Genomic DNA, 17,529 nt, shown 5'->3' on the forward strand with positions numbered 1-17,529 from the left:
GCGGGCAGGAAGGGCATAGCAATACTTGCAGAAGGGAGGGGAACGCGGGGCGCGCCAGCTGGGCAAGATTTTGCAGCCCGTGGTTCTGGCCGGTTTGCAGCGGAAAGGCCTTGTGCGGCAAAGAAGCCTAATTGCTGAAAGCACTTTTGTTACTTTTGGTGCATCAAAAGTAATAGCCCCTGCGGCAATGAGCAGACGATATTGTTATTAAAGCACAAGAATCTCAAAATGACGATAATTGCCGTCCTCGCTTGCATCTACCTCCAATTCCACATAACTTTAATCGCCATGATGAAAACGCTCTCCTCGTTACTTATAGTATTGCTTTTTACGTTACAAACCTTCGCCCAAATAGATACCAGCACGTACCATGATTTCAACAACTTTAACAACGAAGTGCTAAAAGGGCATGTAAAAAAGCAGGAGGCGCAGCGGGCTATCGGCAATTTCATCAAACAGGTCAACAGTAATTACAACGCTCCCCGGTCCGCTACAAACACGCAATGGGTATTCCCACTTGAGGGCTATAACTACCGCGCGGCAGGCGGCACCAACGGCAATGGGTACAATGATAAAGGGTTTAATTATATAGATGGTAATAAACATGGCGCGCACCCGGCCCATGATATCTTCATCAACGATAAAAACCAGGATTGTCTGGATGACCGCACCGGCCAGCCCGTAAATGTCCTTGCCGTGCAGTCGGGCATCGTAATAGCCTGTACCAACCAGTGGGATGCAGCAGGCGATATGCGTGGTGGCAAGTACATCTGGATATATCACCCTCCTACCACCATGGGGGACCGGGGCTTCTTTTCCTACTACGCCCATAACCGCCAAATTTTTGTGCAGCCCGGCCAATATGTTACAGAGGGCCAGAAAATTGCTGAAGTAGGTCGCACAGGACTCAACGCCTACAAAAAACGTTCACCAACGCATTTGCATTTCTCTACCTTTAGGCTGGTGGATAATCTCCCCGTGCCCTTTAATAGTTTTAGCCAATTAAAAGCCGCCATCGTCAAATGAAATACCTTATCGCCATTGTGCTACTGGCCTGCCTGGGCTTTACACCGGCAGACAACATAACCAGCCGCTTTAAAACCCCTGCCGGCTATCAGCGCGTGGCTACCACACCCGGCAGCTTTGGTGCCTACCTGCAAAGCCTGCCGCTTTTGCCTGCCGGTACGCGCACCAAAACCTATAAAGGCAACATTGCCGCTACCGACCCTTACACCGCTGCCGTAGTAGACATGAGCATAGGCAGCCAGGACCTGCAGCAATGCGCAGATGCCGTAATGCGCTTACGCGCCGAATACCTGTTTAAGAAACAGAATTTCCAAGCCATCAGCTTTAATTTCACCAATGGTTTTAAATGCGATTTTGGGCACTATGCCAACGGCTATCGCTATAGCAACAACCGTTGGGTACTCAAAAGCAAAAAAGATTACAGCTATGCCAGCTTTATGCGGTATATGACGCTCGTATTCAGTTACGCCGGCACGCTATCCCTGCAAAAGGAGTTGAAGCCTGTTGCAACCGCAGGCGGCATGCAGGTGGGCGATGTTTTTATCCGCGGCGGCTCGCCGGGGCATTGTTTTATTGTGGTGGATATGGCCGAAGATGCATCGCACAAAAAAATATTCCTGTTGGCGCAAAGCTTTATGCCCGCCCAAAACATACAGGTATTGCTAAATGATAGCCCCTGGTTTTCTCTTGCGCAAACGGCAAACATACCCTACGGCGACCTGGTAGACTTGAAATACCTGAAACGGTTTTAAAAGTCGGCGTATATGTCACATCTTACCAGCAGTGCGCTCCCGCTTTTTTTCCATCCGTGTCGTAGTTAAAAGGTGACGACAAGCACCTCTTGTAGTGAACTTAAATGTGCTTTTGTGAACTTTGTGTTTTTCCCTTTGTGGACTTTGTGGTAAAATTTTAAGCACAATGTCCGCAAAGCCTATCTTAACCAAACTTAGTTTTATCAACGTAGCATAAGCTCCCCGCAAATAATTAAAACACACTGCTGCAGTTTGGGTTAGGGTAAATACAAATTATGCTTGTTGCATATTAAACCTTAATAGCGTAAACTTATCTACATACACATAACAACTTAAAAAAGCACTCATGAAAAAATTAATACTAGCAGCCGTTTTGGTTGCATCAACCTTTACTGCAACGTTTGCCCAAACCGTAGATATGCGCCGCAAAATAGAAGTTACCGGCGTTGCCGAGCAGGAGGTTACCCCGGATATCATTAACGTATCTATCTCCCTTAAAGAATACCTGGATGGCAAAAAGAAGATAACCATTGCCCAACTGGAGAGCCAATTGGAAAAAGCCATTGCCGAAGCCGGCATAGCCAAGGAAGATTTCACCGTCAATAACCTATCCAGTTGGAACTATACCACCGAGAAAAAGAAGAACCCCGATTTTTTGGCGAGCAAAACTTACGGTATCAAATTCCGCGATCTGAACAAGTTCGACCAGATACTGAGCAAGGTTGATGCTAAAGGCATCCAGTACACCAATATCGATAGTTATGATTATTCGAAGATCAACACACTGAAGAACGACCTGAAGTTGAAAGCCCTTTTGGCCGCCCGCGATAAGGCTTCTTTCCTGCTTGCCGGTATTGGCGAAAAGCTAGGTGGTGCTATCAATATCGTAGAGAATGATAACAGCAGCTTTCCTTCGCCACGTGGTGTAATGTACATGGCAAAAGCAGCCTCGGCTGACGTTGCACCCGAATCCGATATCGATTTTAAGAAGATAAAACTGAGCTTTACTATACAAGCCGTTTTCGAAATAAAATAACGTTTCAGATAATTTTAATGCGCCGGACTTAATATTTAAGTCCGGCGTTTTTTTTGCGCTCATTTTTGCCATTTTTTAACAGAAATGCAATCATTATTAGCGAAATAAATATCATTCTTATACTTAAAACTGCTTGATAATATAAAAAGTACATTTTACCTTTACGTACCCCAATTCATTTGAGCATGATTAATTCTCGTTCTAAAAAAGTACTTTTGGTATCGCCGAAGGCGTTTCCTGCTGAGCTAACTGCTGGTTATAAATCTGTTCGGCAGGTGGCTGCTCAAACAGCTATTTTCCCTTCGATACACGAGCTAAAACCGGATGTGATTCTGTTCGATTACGAATATTTGGGCGCTGAATTGGAAAAAGTATTGCGCCGCCTGCAATCCAACAACTTTTACCGCAACATCAAAATCTGCTGCTACAAAAACAAAGAACACACCCGTGTAGATGGCCTGCTGAAAGTATTGGGTGTAAATCATTTCTTTTATCAGGAAGACCTGGAAAAAGTAACTAAAAGCAAAGCCGCCCTCAACGCAGTAAATAGCGTACTCGATGCAAGCCTGGTAAGCTGGGTAGCCGGAGTAGCTTAATTAAGTCATTGGTTCATTAGTCTATGGTTGTATAGCCCTTTAGTCTCTACAGCTATGTATATCTCACCCCGCATGTCAATTGGCTAAGCGGCTAGCACATCGCTATTAAAATCCTCGCGCCTACTTCACACCTCGCCCTGCTACTGCTACTGCTACTGCTACTGCCACTGCTACTGCCACTCAAAAACTCCCATACAAACTTTTACAAAACGCTAACACATTTATCACAAATTGCTGTTAAACTTGCATGCTTTATAACGGCGCTGTGGCATACAGGTATTTGCTGTGGTTCGGGTTATAATTGCTTAAATCGTATCAGCAAAAAATGAAGATTGGAATTGTATGTTACCCCACCTTTGGTGGTAGCGGGGTTGTAGCCACAGAGTTAGGTAAGGCCCTCGCCGATAGGGGGCATCAGGTTCATTTCGTTACCTATAATCAGCCCGCCCGGCTCGATTTCTTTTCCGAGAACCTTTTTTACCATGAGGTTTCGGTATCTAACTATCCATTATTTGATTATCCGCCTTACGAGCTTGCCCTGGCCAGTCGCCTGGTAGATGTGGTACGCTTTGAAAAATTGGATGTACTGCACGTGCATTACGCCATCCCCCATGCTTCGGCAGCGTTTATGGCTCAGCAGATACTGCTTACTTACGGCATCAATATCCCCTTTATCACCACGCTGCACGGAACGGATATTACGTTGGTGGGGCAAGATCGCACGTACAAGCCGGTAGTTACGTTCTCCATCAACAAATCAGACGGGGTTACGGCAGTATCCGCCCACCTTCGCGACGATACCTACAAGTATTTCAAGATAGAAAAAGACATCAAGGTTATCCCCAACTTTATCGACCTGAACCGCTTCAGCCTGAAACCGAAGGACCACTTCAAGAAAGCTATAGCGCCCAACGGCGAAAAAGTATTGGTACATACCTCCAACTTCCGCCCGGTAAAACGCACCGAAGATGTGATAAAAATATTTGCCGAGGTGGTGAAAACCATCCCAGCTAAACTATTAATGGTGGGCGATGGCGGCGAACGCTCGGTTTGTGAGCGCCTGGCCCGTGATTTGGGTATTGCCGAGCACGTGCGCTTCCTGGGCAAGCAGGATGCCATAGAAGAGATCCTTTCCGTGTCCGACCTGTTCCTGATGCCGTCCGTGTCCGAAAGCTTCGGCCTCGCAGCACTGGAGGCCATGGCCTGCAAGGTGCCGGTGATCAGCAGCAACGCTGGTGGCCTGCCCGAACTAAACGTAGAGGGCGTTACAGGCTTCCTGAGAGACGTGGGCGATGTGGCCGGTATGGCCGAGCGCGCCATCTATATATTGGAAGACGACGACCGCCTGAACCAGTTCAAAGAAAACGCCCTGGCCCACGCCAAAACTTTCGAGCTAAGCAAAATACTACCCGAATACGAAAACTACTACCAGGAAGTAATAGAAAAGAGCAAACAAGAGCAGGTATAAATGTCTGATTAAAGTATCCCGGGATTAGCGATAGCTAACCCGAGATTTATATTGCCGGGCTTTCAGCTTCCGTCGGTTGAAAGCTGACACCAGGGAACCAAAGGTTTAAAACCGGCAGAACCGTTTGTAAATGTCTTCCGCATCGCTGTAAACTATTCCTGGTCGTCCCAGTAGTAATTGTATAGCAAGCCATCCTCAAAATAAAAATACCCCATTGTACCTGTTGCCGTACGAATATCGCCGGTTAAGTCGGTTTGTTTTTTATTGATAGTAACCTCTATCCCCACGTTTATAAATGGGTGTTTGTAATCGCCCCACTGGTATAACTTGTAATTCACGCCGTTATTTACAAAGCTAATCGTGTACGATTCAAGCGCACTGTTCTGCGCCCCGCCGTTCCGTATATAGCCGCTATACCTGAACAGTTGCCAGGAAGAACTTGCGGGCGCTGCGGGATATTGTAATTCTACCTTTGTAACGGAGCCGAAACGATAAACGAGGTAGGTATTGTCTTTTTGCCGGCATAAGGCCGCTATTTTCCCATTCTTCAGCTTAAAGCCGAATACTACAACCTCGTCGGCTTTTTTTAGCAGCCCAAAGTTTTTTATTTTTTGTGCACAGCTTAGCTGGGCAATGCCAAGCAGCATGGAGATAAAAAGGATAGTTCTTCTCATAAATACCGGGGCTATATCATCGCAATACCTTCTACCGAGAACAAAATCCCGCCAGGGAAGGGCATCAACTGCACCACCTGCTCCTCGAAGCTATCGCTGATAAGCTTGCCGGTTGCCGGGGAAAACCCCGCCGTACCCGAAAGGAAAATAAAACCATTTGCAATTACTACCTGCGGGAATACTTTAGTGCCGCGCGGCACCAGATTGGTATTGAAGTTTTTACGGTCGGCCATGATGTGTGAATTGGTATTGGTGCGCAAAAATACTTAAAAGACAATGATTTGCCCCAAGGAAATTGTTCGAAGATTTCAACTCCCCTCTCAGCGTGCAGGTGCGATGAACGGTGTAGTTGCCTCGGGGGTGTTGGCCATTATGCAACGGATGCATTTAACGCACCGTACGTATTATTTTTTTCGAACAACCCCTCTTCGCCTTAACCCATACGATAATAAATTATTACCGTAACCTTTTGGCAGGATTTATGTTATGTTGCTATATATTATATATACAGAAACAATGAAAAAGATATTTCAAACATCCCTTGCTATTGTAGCCTTAAGCTTTGTGTTCGCAGCCTGTTCAACCCCGCAGAATGCCAGTAACGGCACTACAACTGTCCAAACATCTGCAACAAGCGTATCGCGCGGTAAATTCGTAGGCACCTGGACATTGACCAAGGTAGATTACGATGGGCTGGTACCCAACGCCGTTCAAAACGTGTTCGACCAGGCGGCACCTTCGGCTTTCGTAGGTAGCACCTGGAAGTTCACCAACAGCGGCAACGGTATCTATACCATGAGCGACGGCACTTCGCAAACCATCTTCTGGTCGGTTTATAACGGTGGCAGCACCGGCACGCAGTTCCAGTTTAAGAAATTATACGAGGGCGATAAAGCCAAAAACGTACAGGAAGGTTATCGCCTCAACATCGGCACGGTAAGCGATACCGGTATGACCTTGTTATCGCCCGTAGCAGTAGGAAGCGGTACCGGGTATATCATCTATACTTTTGTAAAATCGTAAATCTGATTTAAACACTTCCAAAAAAGAAATCCCTGGATGGCATAACGCCCCGGGGATTTCTTTTTATATAGCCTTTCTCTTATCTCAGGTCTCTATTCTCTAAACCCTACTGCGCCGGTGCAAATTTCAAACATACCGGGTTGCCTACCTCTACTTTGTAAACAATGCCGAGCATCTTACCGGTGTTTTTATCCAGCTTGTAAACATAAACCACATCGCTGTTTTGGTTGGCTACCAGCAGGAAATTACCTGTTGGGTCGATAACAAAGTTGCGCGGGGTTTTGCCGTTTATGGCGCGACGATCTACAAAGGTCAGTTCGCCGGTTTCCTGGTTGATGGAGAATACCGAAATATCATTGGCATCGCCGCGGTTACTGGCGTACAGGAACAAGCCGTTTGGCGATACGTGTATATCTGCTGCGCCGGTTGCGCCGGTGTAGCCATCTTTTAGCAGGGTAACGGTTTGTTTTGGGGTAAGCTTGCCGCTGTTATAATCAAACATGGTAACGGCGCTGCCCATCTCCTGCACCAGGTACAGGTGTTTCTTATCCAGCGAAAAATCTAAATGGCGCGGGCCGCCACCCGGGGTAACGCTTACAAAGGGCGGTTTTACACCGGAAAGTGGGCTATCCTTACCCGGCTTGTAACGGGTAATGTGCAGCTTATCGGTACCCAGATCGGTATAGAACACATATTTTTCATCGGGACTAAGCACTGCGGTGTGTACGTGTGCTTTCTCTTGCCTGTCTTTATTGGGGCCGAAGGGGCCGCTATCGCCGATGGTTTGCACGCTGGGGGCTATAGAGCCATCTTCGTTCAGTGGAAGCACTGCGATGTTACCACCGCTGTAGTTGGCCACAAACAGGCTCTTGTTGGCCTTATCTACCGATACGTAGCAGGGCGCCCCGCCAAGTGTAAGTTGTTTATTGATGAATTTCAGCGCACCCATCTTAGGGTCGAACGAGAAGGAGCTTACCTCGCCCTTGTCGTTCTCGTTTACGGCGTACACGAATTTGCTATCTGCCGACACGGTGAGGTACGATGGGTTGCTTACGTCGTCTATCTGGCTCAGGTAGGCCAGGCGACCGGTCTCCGCATAAAAGCGAAACACAGTTATGCCTTTGCTTTTGCCGTTGGTGTAGGCGCCTACAAGCAAATCGTAGGTTTTGGGCAGTGGCTTTTGCGCAAAGGTTACCGCAGGTATTAGCAACGCAGCTATCATGAGGAAGTTTTTCATGTATCGAAAATATTGGTTTATGTGTGCAAGTTAATAAAATGCGCAAAAAGTAGACAGTTTAGGGGAGGAATAGTTTAAAGGTACCGGATGTTTAGGTAAGTTTCGTAACTGAACGAAAGTCGTTCTGCTCATTGCCGCAGGGGCTACTTCTTTTCTCTTGAAAAAAAAGAAGCAAAAGTTCAAGACAGAAAAAAGCTTCCCCCCACAGGGCCTTTACCCTTGGCCCGCTTTTCTGTCGTCTCCGCGCTCTTGAGGACTAGCCCACCACGTTCTGCGCCCTTTCGCCCGAAGCTTGGCTGCTGAGTAAGAAAAGGCATCAAGGCTATCCTTCAATCCTACGAATCAAGGTTCAGACAACATCAGCGAAATCTTAAAATCATTGAAATCAGCGGTTCAGACAACCCCAACAAAAAAAGGCCCCATATGGAGCCTTTAATTATTCTGTGAATTCTATAATTCTGAAAATTCTGATTCAGACAGCTGTTATATCAAATGCTTCAGCTGTATTACTTCCTTTTCGTCGAGGTATCTCCAGCGGCCACGGGGAAGGTCTTTTTTGGTGAGGTTGGCATACACCGAACGATCGAGCTTTACTACTTCGTAGCCCAGGCTTTCGAATATACGGCGTACGATGCGGTTTTTGCCGCTGTGTATTTGGATGCCTATTTCTTTTTTAGTACCGCCTGTTACATACGATATGCTATCGGGCTTGATGAAGCCGTCTTCCAGCTCCAGGCCAAAGCCAATCTTGTTCAGGTCGCCCTGGGTGAGGGCCTTGCTTAGCTCTACGTTGTACAGCTTGGTGATGCTGTTGCGCGGGTGGCTCAGCTTATCGGCCAGGTCGCCGTCGTTGGTCATTAGTATCAGGCCCGTAGTGTTACGGTCCAGGCGGCCAACGGGGTAAATACGCTCTTTGCTGGCTTTCTCTACCAGGTGCATCACGGTGCGGCGCTCCTGCGGGTCGTCGGTAGTGGTGATGTAGTCTTTGGGTTTGTTCAGCAGTACGTACACCATGCGCTCGCGTTTAAGCGCTTCGCCGTTGTAGCGTACAACATCTTTCACCGGATCTACCTTGTGGCCAAGCTCGCTGATTACTTCGCCATTTACCGATACCACGCCGGCCATGATCAGCTCATCGGCCTTGCGGCGGCTGCAGATACCTGCATTGGCTATGTAACGGTTAAGGCGTATCAGGCCATCATCTTTTGCACGTGGAGCAGGCGCGTTTTTGCGGCTGCGCATAGTGCGGTTTGGGCCATCCGCTGCGGGGCGATCTCCCTCGAATTTTTTGTAGCCGGATGTGGTGCCCGCGAAATCTTTTTTACCGGTACCATTACCTGCACCGGTTTTTGGTGCGCGGTTGTAGGGCTTCCGCTCGCCGCTGGTATCGCCAAAGGCACGCTTTGGTTTATCGCCATCGGCACCGAAGCTGCGTTTAGGGCGGTCGCTATCCGCACCGGTTGGGCGGTTGCCAAAGGGTTTATCTTTAGATGTAGTTTTTTTGAACGATGCTGCGCCCAGGCCACGTGGCATGCGCGGGGCATCGCTTTCGCCGGTTGGGCGGCCGCTGTAAGGGCGGTCTTTAGGGGTAAAGCTTTTACGGTCATCGCCGCCGAAGCTGCGTTTAGGGCCGTCGCTATCGCCGGTTGGGCGGCCGCTGTATGGCCTGCCTTTTGGCGCGAATGCTTTTTTATCGCCACCGCTGAATGATGAGCCCGACGATGTGCCGCGTTTTGGCCTGTCGTTATCTCCTTCGGGGCGGTCGTTGTTGGGTTTTGCGTAAGTTGAAGACCGTTTATCGGTACTGTAGTGGTTCTTGCTTTCGGCATCACGGCTACCATATGGCTTGCCCGCAGATGCAGATGAGGTGCGTTTTGATGCGCCCCCGCCACTTCTTGGGCGGGCTGAATTGTTGTTGGCCTTGTCGTCGCGACTGCCCGTTGGTTTCTTAAATACCATATGTTTTTAGTTTGCGCTTTCGCAGCGTGAGAGGGTCAAAAGTACAACATTTCGGCCGCATTTTAATAAAAAAATCAAAAAACCTCAGCGGTTCAAAATCGCGGTTTAAAGCACTTTAAAGCGCGATTTTGGACGGTTTTGAAAAGCGGTCAGCACACTATCCCCCTACTAAGTAGTTGACAATGTGATTTGTATGACATACCTTTGCCCCACATTATACCAAATGTTAATATAAATGAGTAAAATTGAAATGCGTAAAAATCACTTAATTACGTGCTCCGTAATGCTGGTGCTGGTTATCATTTCCGCCCTCAACATCTTCGGTACAGAACCTGTACTTACAACAAAAACTACCCCCAAAATCAAAGTAGCTAATGCCGCAACGGCCCTGGTATTTTACCGGCCCGACGCTGTTGAAAGCATCTTTAGCTTTGCCGATGAAGCCATACCGCTTAACGACAAACGGGTAGATCTTAAACTTCAGAAATCCATCACTAAAAACAGGTTCAAGTTTGTTCAATCGAACATGCTACACATGAAAGCAGAAAAGCTTTTCCCCATCATCGAGCCCATCCTGAAAGCCTACGGTATCCCCGAAGACTTTAAGTTTGTGCCCCTGGTAGAGAGCGGCTTATGCGAAGGCACATCGCCCAAGGGCGCACGTGGCATCTGGCAGTTTATGCCCGGTACCGCACGCACCTACGGACTGAAAGTGCGCGGCGGAGTAGACGAGCGCCTTAACGTGCGTAAATCAACTATCGCGGCTTGCAAGTACATTAAAGAACTGTATGGCGAATTCAACAGCTGGACGCTTGCGGCAGCCGCCTACAACAACGGCAGCATTAAGCTTAACCGCGCCATTAACAGGCAAAATGAAGACAATTACTTCCGCATGAGCCTTAACCGCGAAACCGGCAGCTACGTGTACAAGCTAATTGCCATGAAAGAGGTGATCAATCACCCCCGCAAGTACGGTTACAAAAACTATTACAGCTACCTGCAAAAGCAAGATGCCGTACCCAACTACCTGTTGGCAGCAGCCAACTAAAATTGTAATTCATTAAAAAATTACGGAGCACATGACAGAGCCGTTCGCAGTACGCGGGCGGCTTTTTTTGTCTGAACCGGGATTAAGCAGATTTGAGGGATTACGGGGATTTTTTTTCTTCAATTCCCCTCTCGGGAGGGGCGTGCGTAGGGGTGCGCGCAAAGGCGGGGTGGGTTTCGGCGCGGCTATTGTCTGAACCTTGATTCGTGGGATTAAAGGATGCACTTGATTTTTCGAAAACCACACCTCACCGCTATAACCCGTTGTCACGAGGGAAGCACAGCAACGAGAACTGACTCTTGAACGAAGTGAAAAAACCTTGCTAGATATGCAAGGCGGGCATGTAATTTCAGCCTGTGGTTGGTGTTATCACCATACCACCTCCGGGATGCTGTTATAGGTGGTTTATATTTGCGTTATCATGTCGGTCCGTGTATTTCAAAATGGATACGCTGCCGGTAAATAGTTATATACATCGGGTAACAAGCGTAATATGCAATTAGGGCAAGTAGCGGTAAAAAACACAATGCCCTGTTGCATTATGCAATATAACAACTCATTGGTTTTGAGAGCATCCGTGAGTGGTATGGTGATAACACCAAACCACAGGCAAAAAAAGATCCGAAAATTGGATCAAACTGTAACTATTCTAAAAATAATTCTCGGTCAGCCTGATAACACTAACCACTGGCAAAAATAAAATAATTTTTATATGGACAGACATCAGTGTAAAACCATTATATTTAGCTATCTAAACTTATTACACTTACAAAATGATTAAAGAACCGATAGCGGAATTATCGCAAAAGCTGTCAAAAAGATTGAAATTGCCACTTTTTTTTCTGCCTCTAAAATTGGCTTTCGCCTGTTGTCATCCCACATCGTTTTCTATTTTAACGCTTGAAATTACGGCTACAATGCGCAGCCAGGCGTGAGAATAAAGTTCAAGCAAACCACTTATCACAATTTATAGACTCCTATGAAAAAAATAATAGTCGTTCTATTCATATTATTCTCTTATCAGTATAGTTCCGCTGGTTCTTCTATTATTTGGTCAGGAAAACCGAAGGATCTGACGATTTTTGCTGAACGCACCCAAACCGAAGACCTGGTACTATTAGGCAAGATTTGGGGCTTCTTAAAGTATTACCATCCCGCAATTACGAATGGTAAATTTGATTGGGACGCTGAATTGCTAAAATTCCTTCCGCAATACACCTCCGGTTTAACTATAGCCGGACGAAACAAATTGCTGTTACAATGGATCAATGATCTCGGTGCGCTGTCTTCCGGTCTCCCAAATGATTCACTCATCCCAAACATCAAACTTAAACCCAACTTCAAGTGGATACGCAATAGCAGACTGTCGCCGGCGCTCGTCGCTGTATTGACGAAATTAAGTGAATCACCTTCCAATGTTGGAGCGCACTACGTCAAAATCCTCAACGATGATGGCGTAAGTTATCCGCTTTTTGAACATGAAACGAATTATACGGAAAGCAGCAATATCTCACAGGAGTTAAAGATGCTGGCTGTATATAAATTCTGGAATGTTATAGAATATTGGTATCCATATAAATACCTTATTTCGCCCAAATGGGAATCATTGCTAAGCAAATTTATCACAGATGTAAGCAGCAGTAAATCTGATACCGACTATACTATTGCTATACAGCGTATGATTGCCTCCGTAGAAGATTCCCATTCGACGGTTATTGGCAGCCAGATTGACGAGAAAAATGGTAAGTGGGAATTGCCCATCCGTGTAAAGATAATCGGGGGCCAGGCTGTTATTTATTATCCGGACCCTAAAGTAACCGACAAAACAATCCAAACCGGAGATTTACTGAAATCGGTAAACGGGGTAGCAGTAGATGAAATTTTGAAAAGCAAAATCCCTTTTATATCAGCCTCAAATAAGGCTTCGCTCATGAGGGACGCCGCCAAGTTGCTCACCAGAATCAAAGATACAAGTGCGAACATAGCTATTGAGGACAAAAACGGCGTGACTAAGGAATTAAGACTTAAAGGGAAGCGGTATAATGCGTTGGCTTCTTATAAAATTTATGACTTCCCGTATCAAAAGGACTCGACCTTTTTTTTACGGGCGGACAGTATTTTATACATAAATATCGGAACGCTGAAAAGAGCGCAGATACCGGCCTTAAAACCATTTCTAAAATTTGCTAAAGGCATAATCTTCGACAATCGTTTGTATCCGAAAGAGCCGGCCGGAGATTTGCTAAGCGAATTCATTTTGCCCCGAAAAACCGCACTAGTGAAGTTTACCAATCCTGTTAAGGGGTATCCTGGTTTCTTTAATTTTTCTAAGCCGATGCTAATCGGTAAAGATACCAACGATTATTATAAGGGGCCTATTATTACTTTAGTAAATCAGGAAACACAAAGTACCGGAGAATTTATTGCCATGTCTTTCCGCCTGGCTCCAAAATCTTTAATTGTTGGTTCCATGACAGCCGGTGCAGACGGAAATGTATCGACGCTGATTTCATTGCCTGGTCGTTTTTTTACGCAGATAACTGTTTTGGGTGTTTATTATCCAAACGGCGGCGAAACACAAAGAATAGGCTTAGTACCTGATTATACCGTTTATCAAACTTTGCAAGGTTTAAGAGATCACAGGGATGAATTGCTTGAAAAGGCTGTGTCGCTCATTAAAGATCAACGGCCCTAAGCGGCTTTTCAACCTGTGGTTGGTGTTATCACCATAACACCTCCGGGATGCTGTTATTGGTGGTTTATATTTGCGTTATCATGTCGTACGTATATTTCAAAATGGAGCACGCTGACGGTAAATAGTCATGTCCTTAGGGTAACCAGCGCAATATGCGCATAGTGCAAGTAGCGGTAAAAAATACAACGCTCTGTTGCATTACGCAATATAAACTTATTGGTTTTAAGGGCATCCGTGAGTGGTATGGTGATAACACCAACCACAGGCAAAATTTTGTTTCATCCTAGATATTGTGCGTGAATAATATGATCTTTAATTATTCCATTCAGTAAACTATGAAGACCGTAGACAAACAAGAGTGTATAATTCATTATTCAATTGATCCATACTTTTTTGAAAATCATTCAGAACTGGAACGCAGCTACACTACCTACTCCAATTGGCGCAGGGGTGAAGGAAATACCTACATTCTAAATCATGGAATATCATTTTCGGTGGTCGATAAAAATACGCGCGATCAATGTATTCGCTTCGAAAATCGATTGAAACTTCAATGTATCGTTGACGACATCTCAGTTGATAGCTTAGCTATACTTAAAGCGAAAGAGGAGTTACACCTTTCAGCAAATGAATTTCTTAAAATGAATAGTTTCTCTTTTTTTGATAGGCTTAAATTTCCCGCCGTAGAATTCGCAGCCGAGCGAGCCTTGAGAGAAGAAGAAGCATTCATTATTATGACCAAAGATGCTGTAGCTTTAGAAGATAAGTCTGAACATCAATTAAACCTTGAAAAGACAATTGATAGAAATCACCTTGCAATCAATATTGATAAAAAAGAATAAATCTTTGAGATATGATCAATTCAAGTAGTGACATTCACGTCACCGCAGGGTCTCCTGATAAGGGACCCTGCGGCATCGAATTTAGTTAAAAGTCGTACATTCAACCATGGCAATTCGCACAAAACATTCATCTGACGAGAACACTTAGTTCATAACCTTCACCTGCTACAATTGGTTGTCGCTGTTCGCAACCACCTAATCTTACGATTTGGTGTACAACTGGCTAAAACTTATTGATGAAAAGTACGAAATAAAAACATTTGCGTTCGTGATAATGCCTAATCACGTCCACGCCATATTATACCTACCGGATAATAAAGCCGACTTAAATAAAATCATTGGAAACGGCAAACGGTTTATGGCCTATGCTTTGGTCGACAGGCTTGAGCAGCGTAAAGAAGAAAAGTTGTTAAATATACTTTCGATGGCTTGTAGCGAACCGGAAAAATCAAAAGGGCAAAAGCACAAGGCATTTGAAACATCTTTTGACGCGAAACCAATCTTCACTTTGCCTTTTTTACATCAGAAATTGGATTACATACATCATAACCCGGTTAGTGGGAAGTGGAATCTGTGCAAAGAATATACAGATTATCCTCACAGCAGTGCGGCTTTCTACGTGGACGGAATTATTCATGAACATGTTTTGATTACAGATTACCGCGACTATTGGTTATAGCGGCACTATTCCATGAAAGCATCCGTCATTTAACAACATCCGTTACCGCAGGGTCCCTTGTCAGGAGACCCTGCGGTGACTAAAATATAACCACTTATTGGTTTTGAAGGTATCCGTGAGTGGTATGGAGATAACACGAAGGACAGGCAAAAAACTTGCTCATTGCACGTAATAGGCATTAGTACGCCTTTGCCCGCCTGGCCCGCGCTGCATACTAGCGCCAGGTTGAGTGGAGGGACAATCTTAATTTATTAAAAATAATTAGTGATATTGTGGGACTAAACAAAAATAATGTCACAATGGACGAGCCTAAACACAAAGACAAACATTACTATCGAGGTTTTTTATTAGCACAGTTTGCAGCTTTGGAAACGACCATAGATGTTTATATAGCCTCGTATTTTATCGATTCCGATAAGAAATACGATTTTATGAATATTATCTTAAATAGGCTCACTTTCGAGGCAAAAAGGACTGCCTTAAAAACAATATTGGATCGCAAAACTCCGGATTTTGTTAAAAGCAAAAACAATACATGGCCAAACAGTGCATTCATAGAAGAATTGAGATTGCTTAATAATGAGCGCAATATTTTTGCTCATTACGTTGATACAATAAAGCATGATGAATCAGCCATAATTTCTTTGATGGAGTTTCGGGATAAATCGAAAATAGTAGAATATGATTGGCCGAAATATGAATCGATAGTAAAGAGGATACTATCGGCATTAAAAAAATTACAGGATGACGATTTTGTAAAGTCAAATTAAGCTGCGCGCTACTTTGTCTGCTTCGTGTCACATGCATATACCGGATTGAAGAAGCTAGGTTGCTTCCCTATTTTTTAAACACCACAGAACCTTTTATTTTCGAGCCGGTTCTGTCGCCGAACAGAAGCGCCAAACTATCGCTTTTAGTAGTGCCTCTGACATAAATGTCGTGCCCTTTTTTGCTACGCCACTCACTTAGCTTGCCGCCTATTTTAACGTTGAGCATGTCCATCGCATTAGAATCGCCGGGTTCGTAGTAACTGACTTTAAATTTGTCCGATGTTTGCTCGCCCGCAATTTCCACTAAGCCCATATCATCGGGGCCGGTAGCCTTAAAACAGTCTTTTATAGTTACATCGTTAATCGGCTTGTCAGTGGTTATTTCGCTCGCCTTTACGCGGGCCTCGCTGAATAAGCAACCGCTATCGTTTTTGCTGGCGCAACCGGCCACCGTTATGGCCACGAAAAAAAGTAAAAAAGGTTTCATAGCGGTAAAGTTATTAAATTGCACGAAACACTTAAACCAATGCTACTACAATATTTGCCTAAATCTGAACCTATTACAACCTATCAGTTGGCATTTCTTTTCACGCTTGTAATACCTTTAATTCTATCGGGCATCCAAATTTATATGCTTTGGAAACAGGGGTATCAAATTAAAAAGGGGCAAAATCAAGCAGATAAAGAAGATATCCGAGAGCTTACAAGATTAGTTGAATCTGTTAAAAGTGAATTTGTTAAAGATAATGCCAGAATGCTTTCTGAATTGGACATGAATAAAGATCGGAAGGGGAAAAACTTTACTCAGGCACAGCAAGCCATTATCAATTTCTACACGGATTTTAATAATTGGACAGGTGCGCTCTTCTCATTGCACCCGTCTATGTTTAATATCAATAACTTCGAGACTATAGAAACAGAAATAGCAAAATTAAACGTCCTACAGCAGAAGGCAGAACTTTCAAATAGCCTCATGGATTTATTGGTCGACGCCCACGAATGTACCCAACTCGGTTATTCTTTGATAGGAGAAGCATTAAAGTTTGGGCACTGTTTAAACAATTTTTTTCCAGCACTACTTAATAATTACAATAAAATTCAACAAATCGATACTGATTTTGTCCAGGCGGCCGCATATGCAAGCGAAATAAGGGGAGAACAGTTTTTGCATGATACAAGGGCAAAACTTCTGGGTGAAGTTAAAATTTTGAAAGAAACCTATACACCTGAAAAGCAAAGAAATATGGTGGAGCTCCTCGCATCTCAAGTTAGGTTTAAAAATTTGGCAAAAAATTACTTATTGCAGTAGTGTTTAAATCCCATTTAAAAAGCTTTGATATGCCCTTTCAAATTGGGTTACTAAAGTGGGCAGCTCGTCAACTGTGAACTGATTGAGGGGCTTGTTTTTTCCAGAGTAGCGGATGCACCAATTATTAACGCGCTCCATATCTACCTTGCCGCTCAGTAGCTCCCAGTGCATCTCATGCGCCCGGCTCAATATTTTATTTCGCATATCGTCGCCCGGTTTTTTTAAGGGAGTTGCCGCCTGCCCAACCATACCCTCAAGCTGCTGGATGATTTCCTGCGTTTCCTGATAATTCATAGCCTTGAGGCTATCAGTGCGCCCGCCTGTTAACTGCTTTACGAACACTTTTTTTTCCTTTTCGTCGAACCCCGCTTTACTTAGCAGGGTTCGAACTTTTGTTATTTGTGCTGTATTCATC

General features: G+C 44.9%; 18 protein-coding genes. 12 read left to right on the forward strand and 6 right to left on the reverse strand.

Features of this window, described 5'->3' with window-relative positions:
* Positions 1–288: 288 nt before the first annotated feature.
* The 5 genes from E2R66_RS19790 to bshA all read left to right on the forward strand — a co-directional run bounded on the left by E2R66_RS19790 (position 289) and on the right by bshA (position 4,878).
* Positions 289–1,026, forward strand: coding sequence for a M23 family metallopeptidase (locus E2R66_RS19790; protein WP_158288456.1), 738 nt, complete (start codon positions 289–291; stop codon positions 1,024–1,026).
* Positions 1,023–1,778, forward strand: coding sequence for a DUF4846 domain-containing protein (locus E2R66_RS19795; RefSeq protein ID WP_133233719.1), 756 nt, complete (start codon positions 1,023–1,025; stop codon positions 1,776–1,778). The genes E2R66_RS19790 and E2R66_RS19795 overlap by 4 nt, the downstream gene beginning before the upstream one ends.
* Before the next feature lie 346 nt (positions 1,779–2,124).
* Positions 2,125–2,814: an SIMPL domain-containing protein gene (locus E2R66_RS19800; RefSeq protein WP_133233717.1), complete on the forward strand. Its 690-nt coding sequence runs from the start codon at positions 2,125–2,127 to the stop codon at positions 2,812–2,814.
* A gap of 185 nt (positions 2,815–2,999) precedes the next feature.
* Positions 3,000–3,410, forward strand: coding sequence for a hypothetical protein (locus tag E2R66_RS19805; protein WP_133233715.1), 411 nt, complete (start codon positions 3,000–3,002; stop codon positions 3,408–3,410).
* 325 nt (positions 3,411–3,735) lie between these two features.
* A complete protein-coding gene (gene bshA / locus E2R66_RS19810) occupies positions 3,736–4,878 on the forward strand; it encodes an N-acetyl-alpha-D-glucosaminyl L-malate synthase BshA (RefSeq protein ID WP_133233713.1) in 1,143 nt (380 codons plus the stop codon).
* A gap of 152 nt (positions 4,879–5,030) precedes the next feature.
* On the opposite strand, the gene E2R66_RS19815 is transcribed toward bshA, so the two are convergent.
* Both E2R66_RS19815 and E2R66_RS19820 read right to left on the reverse strand, forming a co-directional pair.
* Positions 5,031–5,552, reverse strand: a complete 522-nt coding sequence (locus tag E2R66_RS19815; protein ID WP_133233711.1) for a hypothetical protein — start codon at positions 5,550–5,552, stop codon at positions 5,031–5,033.
* A gap of 11 nt (positions 5,553–5,563) precedes the next feature.
* Positions 5,564–5,785 carry a RidA family protein gene (locus E2R66_RS19820; RefSeq protein WP_133233709.1) on the reverse strand — a complete coding sequence of 74 codons (222 nt, stop codon included), beginning with the start codon at positions 5,783–5,785 and terminating at the stop codon, positions 5,564–5,566.
* 283 nt (positions 5,786–6,068) lie between these two features.
* On the opposite strand from E2R66_RS19820, the gene E2R66_RS19825 reads away from it, so the two are divergent.
* Positions 6,069–6,575, forward strand: a complete 507-nt coding sequence (locus tag E2R66_RS19825; RefSeq protein WP_133233707.1) for a hypothetical protein — start codon at positions 6,069–6,071, stop codon at positions 6,573–6,575.
* Between the two features lie 106 nt (positions 6,576–6,681).
* On the opposite strand, the gene E2R66_RS19830 is transcribed toward E2R66_RS19825, so the two are convergent.
* Both E2R66_RS19830 and E2R66_RS19835 read right to left on the reverse strand, forming a co-directional pair.
* A complete protein-coding gene (locus E2R66_RS19830; RefSeq protein ID WP_204985962.1) occupies positions 6,682–7,812 on the reverse strand; it encodes a lactonase family protein in 1,131 nt (376 codons plus the stop codon).
* A gap of 483 nt (positions 7,813–8,295) precedes the next feature.
* The gene (locus E2R66_RS19835; protein ID WP_133233705.1) at positions 8,296–9,771 is read right to left on the reverse strand and encodes a pseudouridine synthase; all 1,476 of its coding nucleotides are present in this window, start codon (positions 9,769–9,771) and stop codon (positions 8,296–8,298) included.
* A 235-nt stretch (positions 9,772–10,006) separates the two neighbouring features.
* On the opposite strand from E2R66_RS19835, the gene E2R66_RS19840 reads away from it, so the two are divergent.
* From E2R66_RS19840 to E2R66_RS19860, 5 genes are all read left to right on the forward strand, one after another.
* A complete protein-coding gene (locus tag E2R66_RS19840) occupies positions 10,007–10,819 on the forward strand; it encodes a lytic transglycosylase domain-containing protein (RefSeq protein WP_240049355.1) in 813 nt (270 codons plus the stop codon).
* Positions 10,820–11,798: 979 nt separating this feature from the next.
* Complete coding sequence (locus E2R66_RS19845) at positions 11,799–13,514, forward strand: S41 family peptidase (protein ID WP_133233703.1); 1,716 nt, start codon at positions 11,799–11,801, stop codon at positions 13,512–13,514.
* Positions 13,515–13,849: 335 nt separating this feature from the next.
* Entirely contained in the window at positions 13,850–14,356 is a 507-nt protein-coding gene (locus E2R66_RS19850; protein ID WP_133233701.1) for a hypothetical protein, read from the forward strand.
* Between the two features lie 208 nt (positions 14,357–14,564).
* Positions 14,565–15,035, forward strand: a complete 471-nt coding sequence (locus E2R66_RS19855; protein ID WP_133233699.1) for a transposase — start codon at positions 14,565–14,567, stop codon at positions 15,033–15,035.
* 299 nt (positions 15,036–15,334) lie between these two features.
* Positions 15,335–15,805, forward strand: a complete 471-nt coding sequence (locus tag E2R66_RS19860) for a hypothetical protein (RefSeq protein ID WP_133233697.1) — start codon at positions 15,335–15,337, stop codon at positions 15,803–15,805.
* 67 nt (positions 15,806–15,872) lie between these two features.
* Here E2R66_RS19860 and E2R66_RS19865 read toward each other — a convergent pair whose 3' ends face one another.
* Positions 15,873–16,292 (reverse strand): hypothetical protein, encoded by a 420-nt coding sequence (locus tag E2R66_RS19865; protein WP_133233695.1) that lies wholly within the window; start codon positions 16,290–16,292, stop codon positions 15,873–15,875.
* A 39-nt stretch (positions 16,293–16,331) separates the two neighbouring features.
* Between E2R66_RS19865 and E2R66_RS19870 the strand changes: the two genes are divergently transcribed.
* Complete coding sequence (locus E2R66_RS19870; RefSeq protein ID WP_133233693.1) at positions 16,332–17,114, forward strand: hypothetical protein; 783 nt, start codon at positions 16,332–16,334, stop codon at positions 17,112–17,114.
* 3 nt (positions 17,115–17,117) lie between these two features.
* On the opposite strand, the gene E2R66_RS19875 is transcribed toward E2R66_RS19870, so the two are convergent.
* A complete protein-coding gene (locus E2R66_RS19875) occupies positions 17,118–17,528 on the reverse strand; it encodes a hypothetical protein (protein ID WP_133233691.1) in 411 nt (136 codons plus the stop codon).
* Between the last annotated feature and the right edge of the window lies 1 nt (position 17,529).

It is taken from the genome of Mucilaginibacter psychrotolerans (genome assembly GCF_004519315.1).
Lineage (GTDB): Bacteria > Bacteroidota > Bacteroidia > Sphingobacteriales > Sphingobacteriaceae > Mucilaginibacter > Mucilaginibacter psychrotolerans.

Coding starts and splice junctions, on each gene's coding strand:
- E2R66_RS19790 (WP_158288456.1), top strand. CDS start 289: ATGATGAAAACGCTCTCCTCGTTACTTATAGTATTGCTTTTTACGTTA.
- E2R66_RS19795 (WP_133233719.1), top strand. CDS start 1,023: ATGAAATACCTTATCGCCATTGTGCTACTGGCCTGCCTGGGCTTTACA.
- E2R66_RS19800 (WP_133233717.1), top strand. CDS start 2,125: ATGAAAAAATTAATACTAGCAGCCGTTTTGGTTGCATCAACCTTTACT.
- E2R66_RS19805 (WP_133233715.1), top strand. CDS start 3,000: ATGATTAATTCTCGTTCTAAAAAAGTACTTTTGGTATCGCCGAAGGCG.
- bshA (WP_133233713.1), top strand. CDS start 3,736: ATGAAGATTGGAATTGTATGTTACCCCACCTTTGGTGGTAGCGGGGTT.
- E2R66_RS19815 (WP_133233711.1), bottom strand. CDS start 5,552: ATGAGAAGAACTATCCTTTTTATCTCCATGCTGCTTGGCATTGCCCAG.
- E2R66_RS19820 (WP_133233709.1), bottom strand. CDS start 5,785: ATGGCCGACCGTAAAAACTTCAATACCAATCTGGTGCCGCGCGGCACT.
- E2R66_RS19825 (WP_133233707.1), top strand. CDS start 6,069: ATGAAAAAGATATTTCAAACATCCCTTGCTATTGTAGCCTTAAGCTTT.
- E2R66_RS19830 (WP_204985962.1), bottom strand. CDS start 7,812: ATGAAAAACTTCCTCATGATAGCTGCGTTGCTAATACCTGCGGTAACC.
- E2R66_RS19835 (WP_133233705.1), bottom strand. CDS start 9,771: ATGGTATTTAAGAAACCAACGGGCAGTCGCGACGACAAGGCCAACAAC.
- E2R66_RS19840 (WP_240049355.1), top strand. CDS start 10,007: ATGAGTAAAATTGAAATGCGTAAAAATCACTTAATTACGTGCTCCGTA.
- E2R66_RS19845 (WP_133233703.1), top strand. CDS start 11,799: ATGAAAAAAATAATAGTCGTTCTATTCATATTATTCTCTTATCAGTAT.
- E2R66_RS19850 (WP_133233701.1), top strand. CDS start 13,850: ATGAAGACCGTAGACAAACAAGAGTGTATAATTCATTATTCAATTGAT.
- E2R66_RS19860 (WP_133233697.1), top strand. CDS start 15,335: ATGGACGAGCCTAAACACAAAGACAAACATTACTATCGAGGTTTTTTA.
- E2R66_RS19865 (WP_133233695.1), bottom strand. CDS start 16,292: ATGAAACCTTTTTTACTTTTTTTCGTGGCCATAACGGTGGCCGGTTGC.
- E2R66_RS19870 (WP_133233693.1), top strand. CDS start 16,332: ATGCTACTACAATATTTGCCTAAATCTGAACCTATTACAACCTATCAG.
- E2R66_RS19875 (WP_133233691.1), bottom strand. CDS start 17,528: ATGAATACAGCACAAATAACAAAAGTTCGAACCCTGCTAAGTAAAGCG.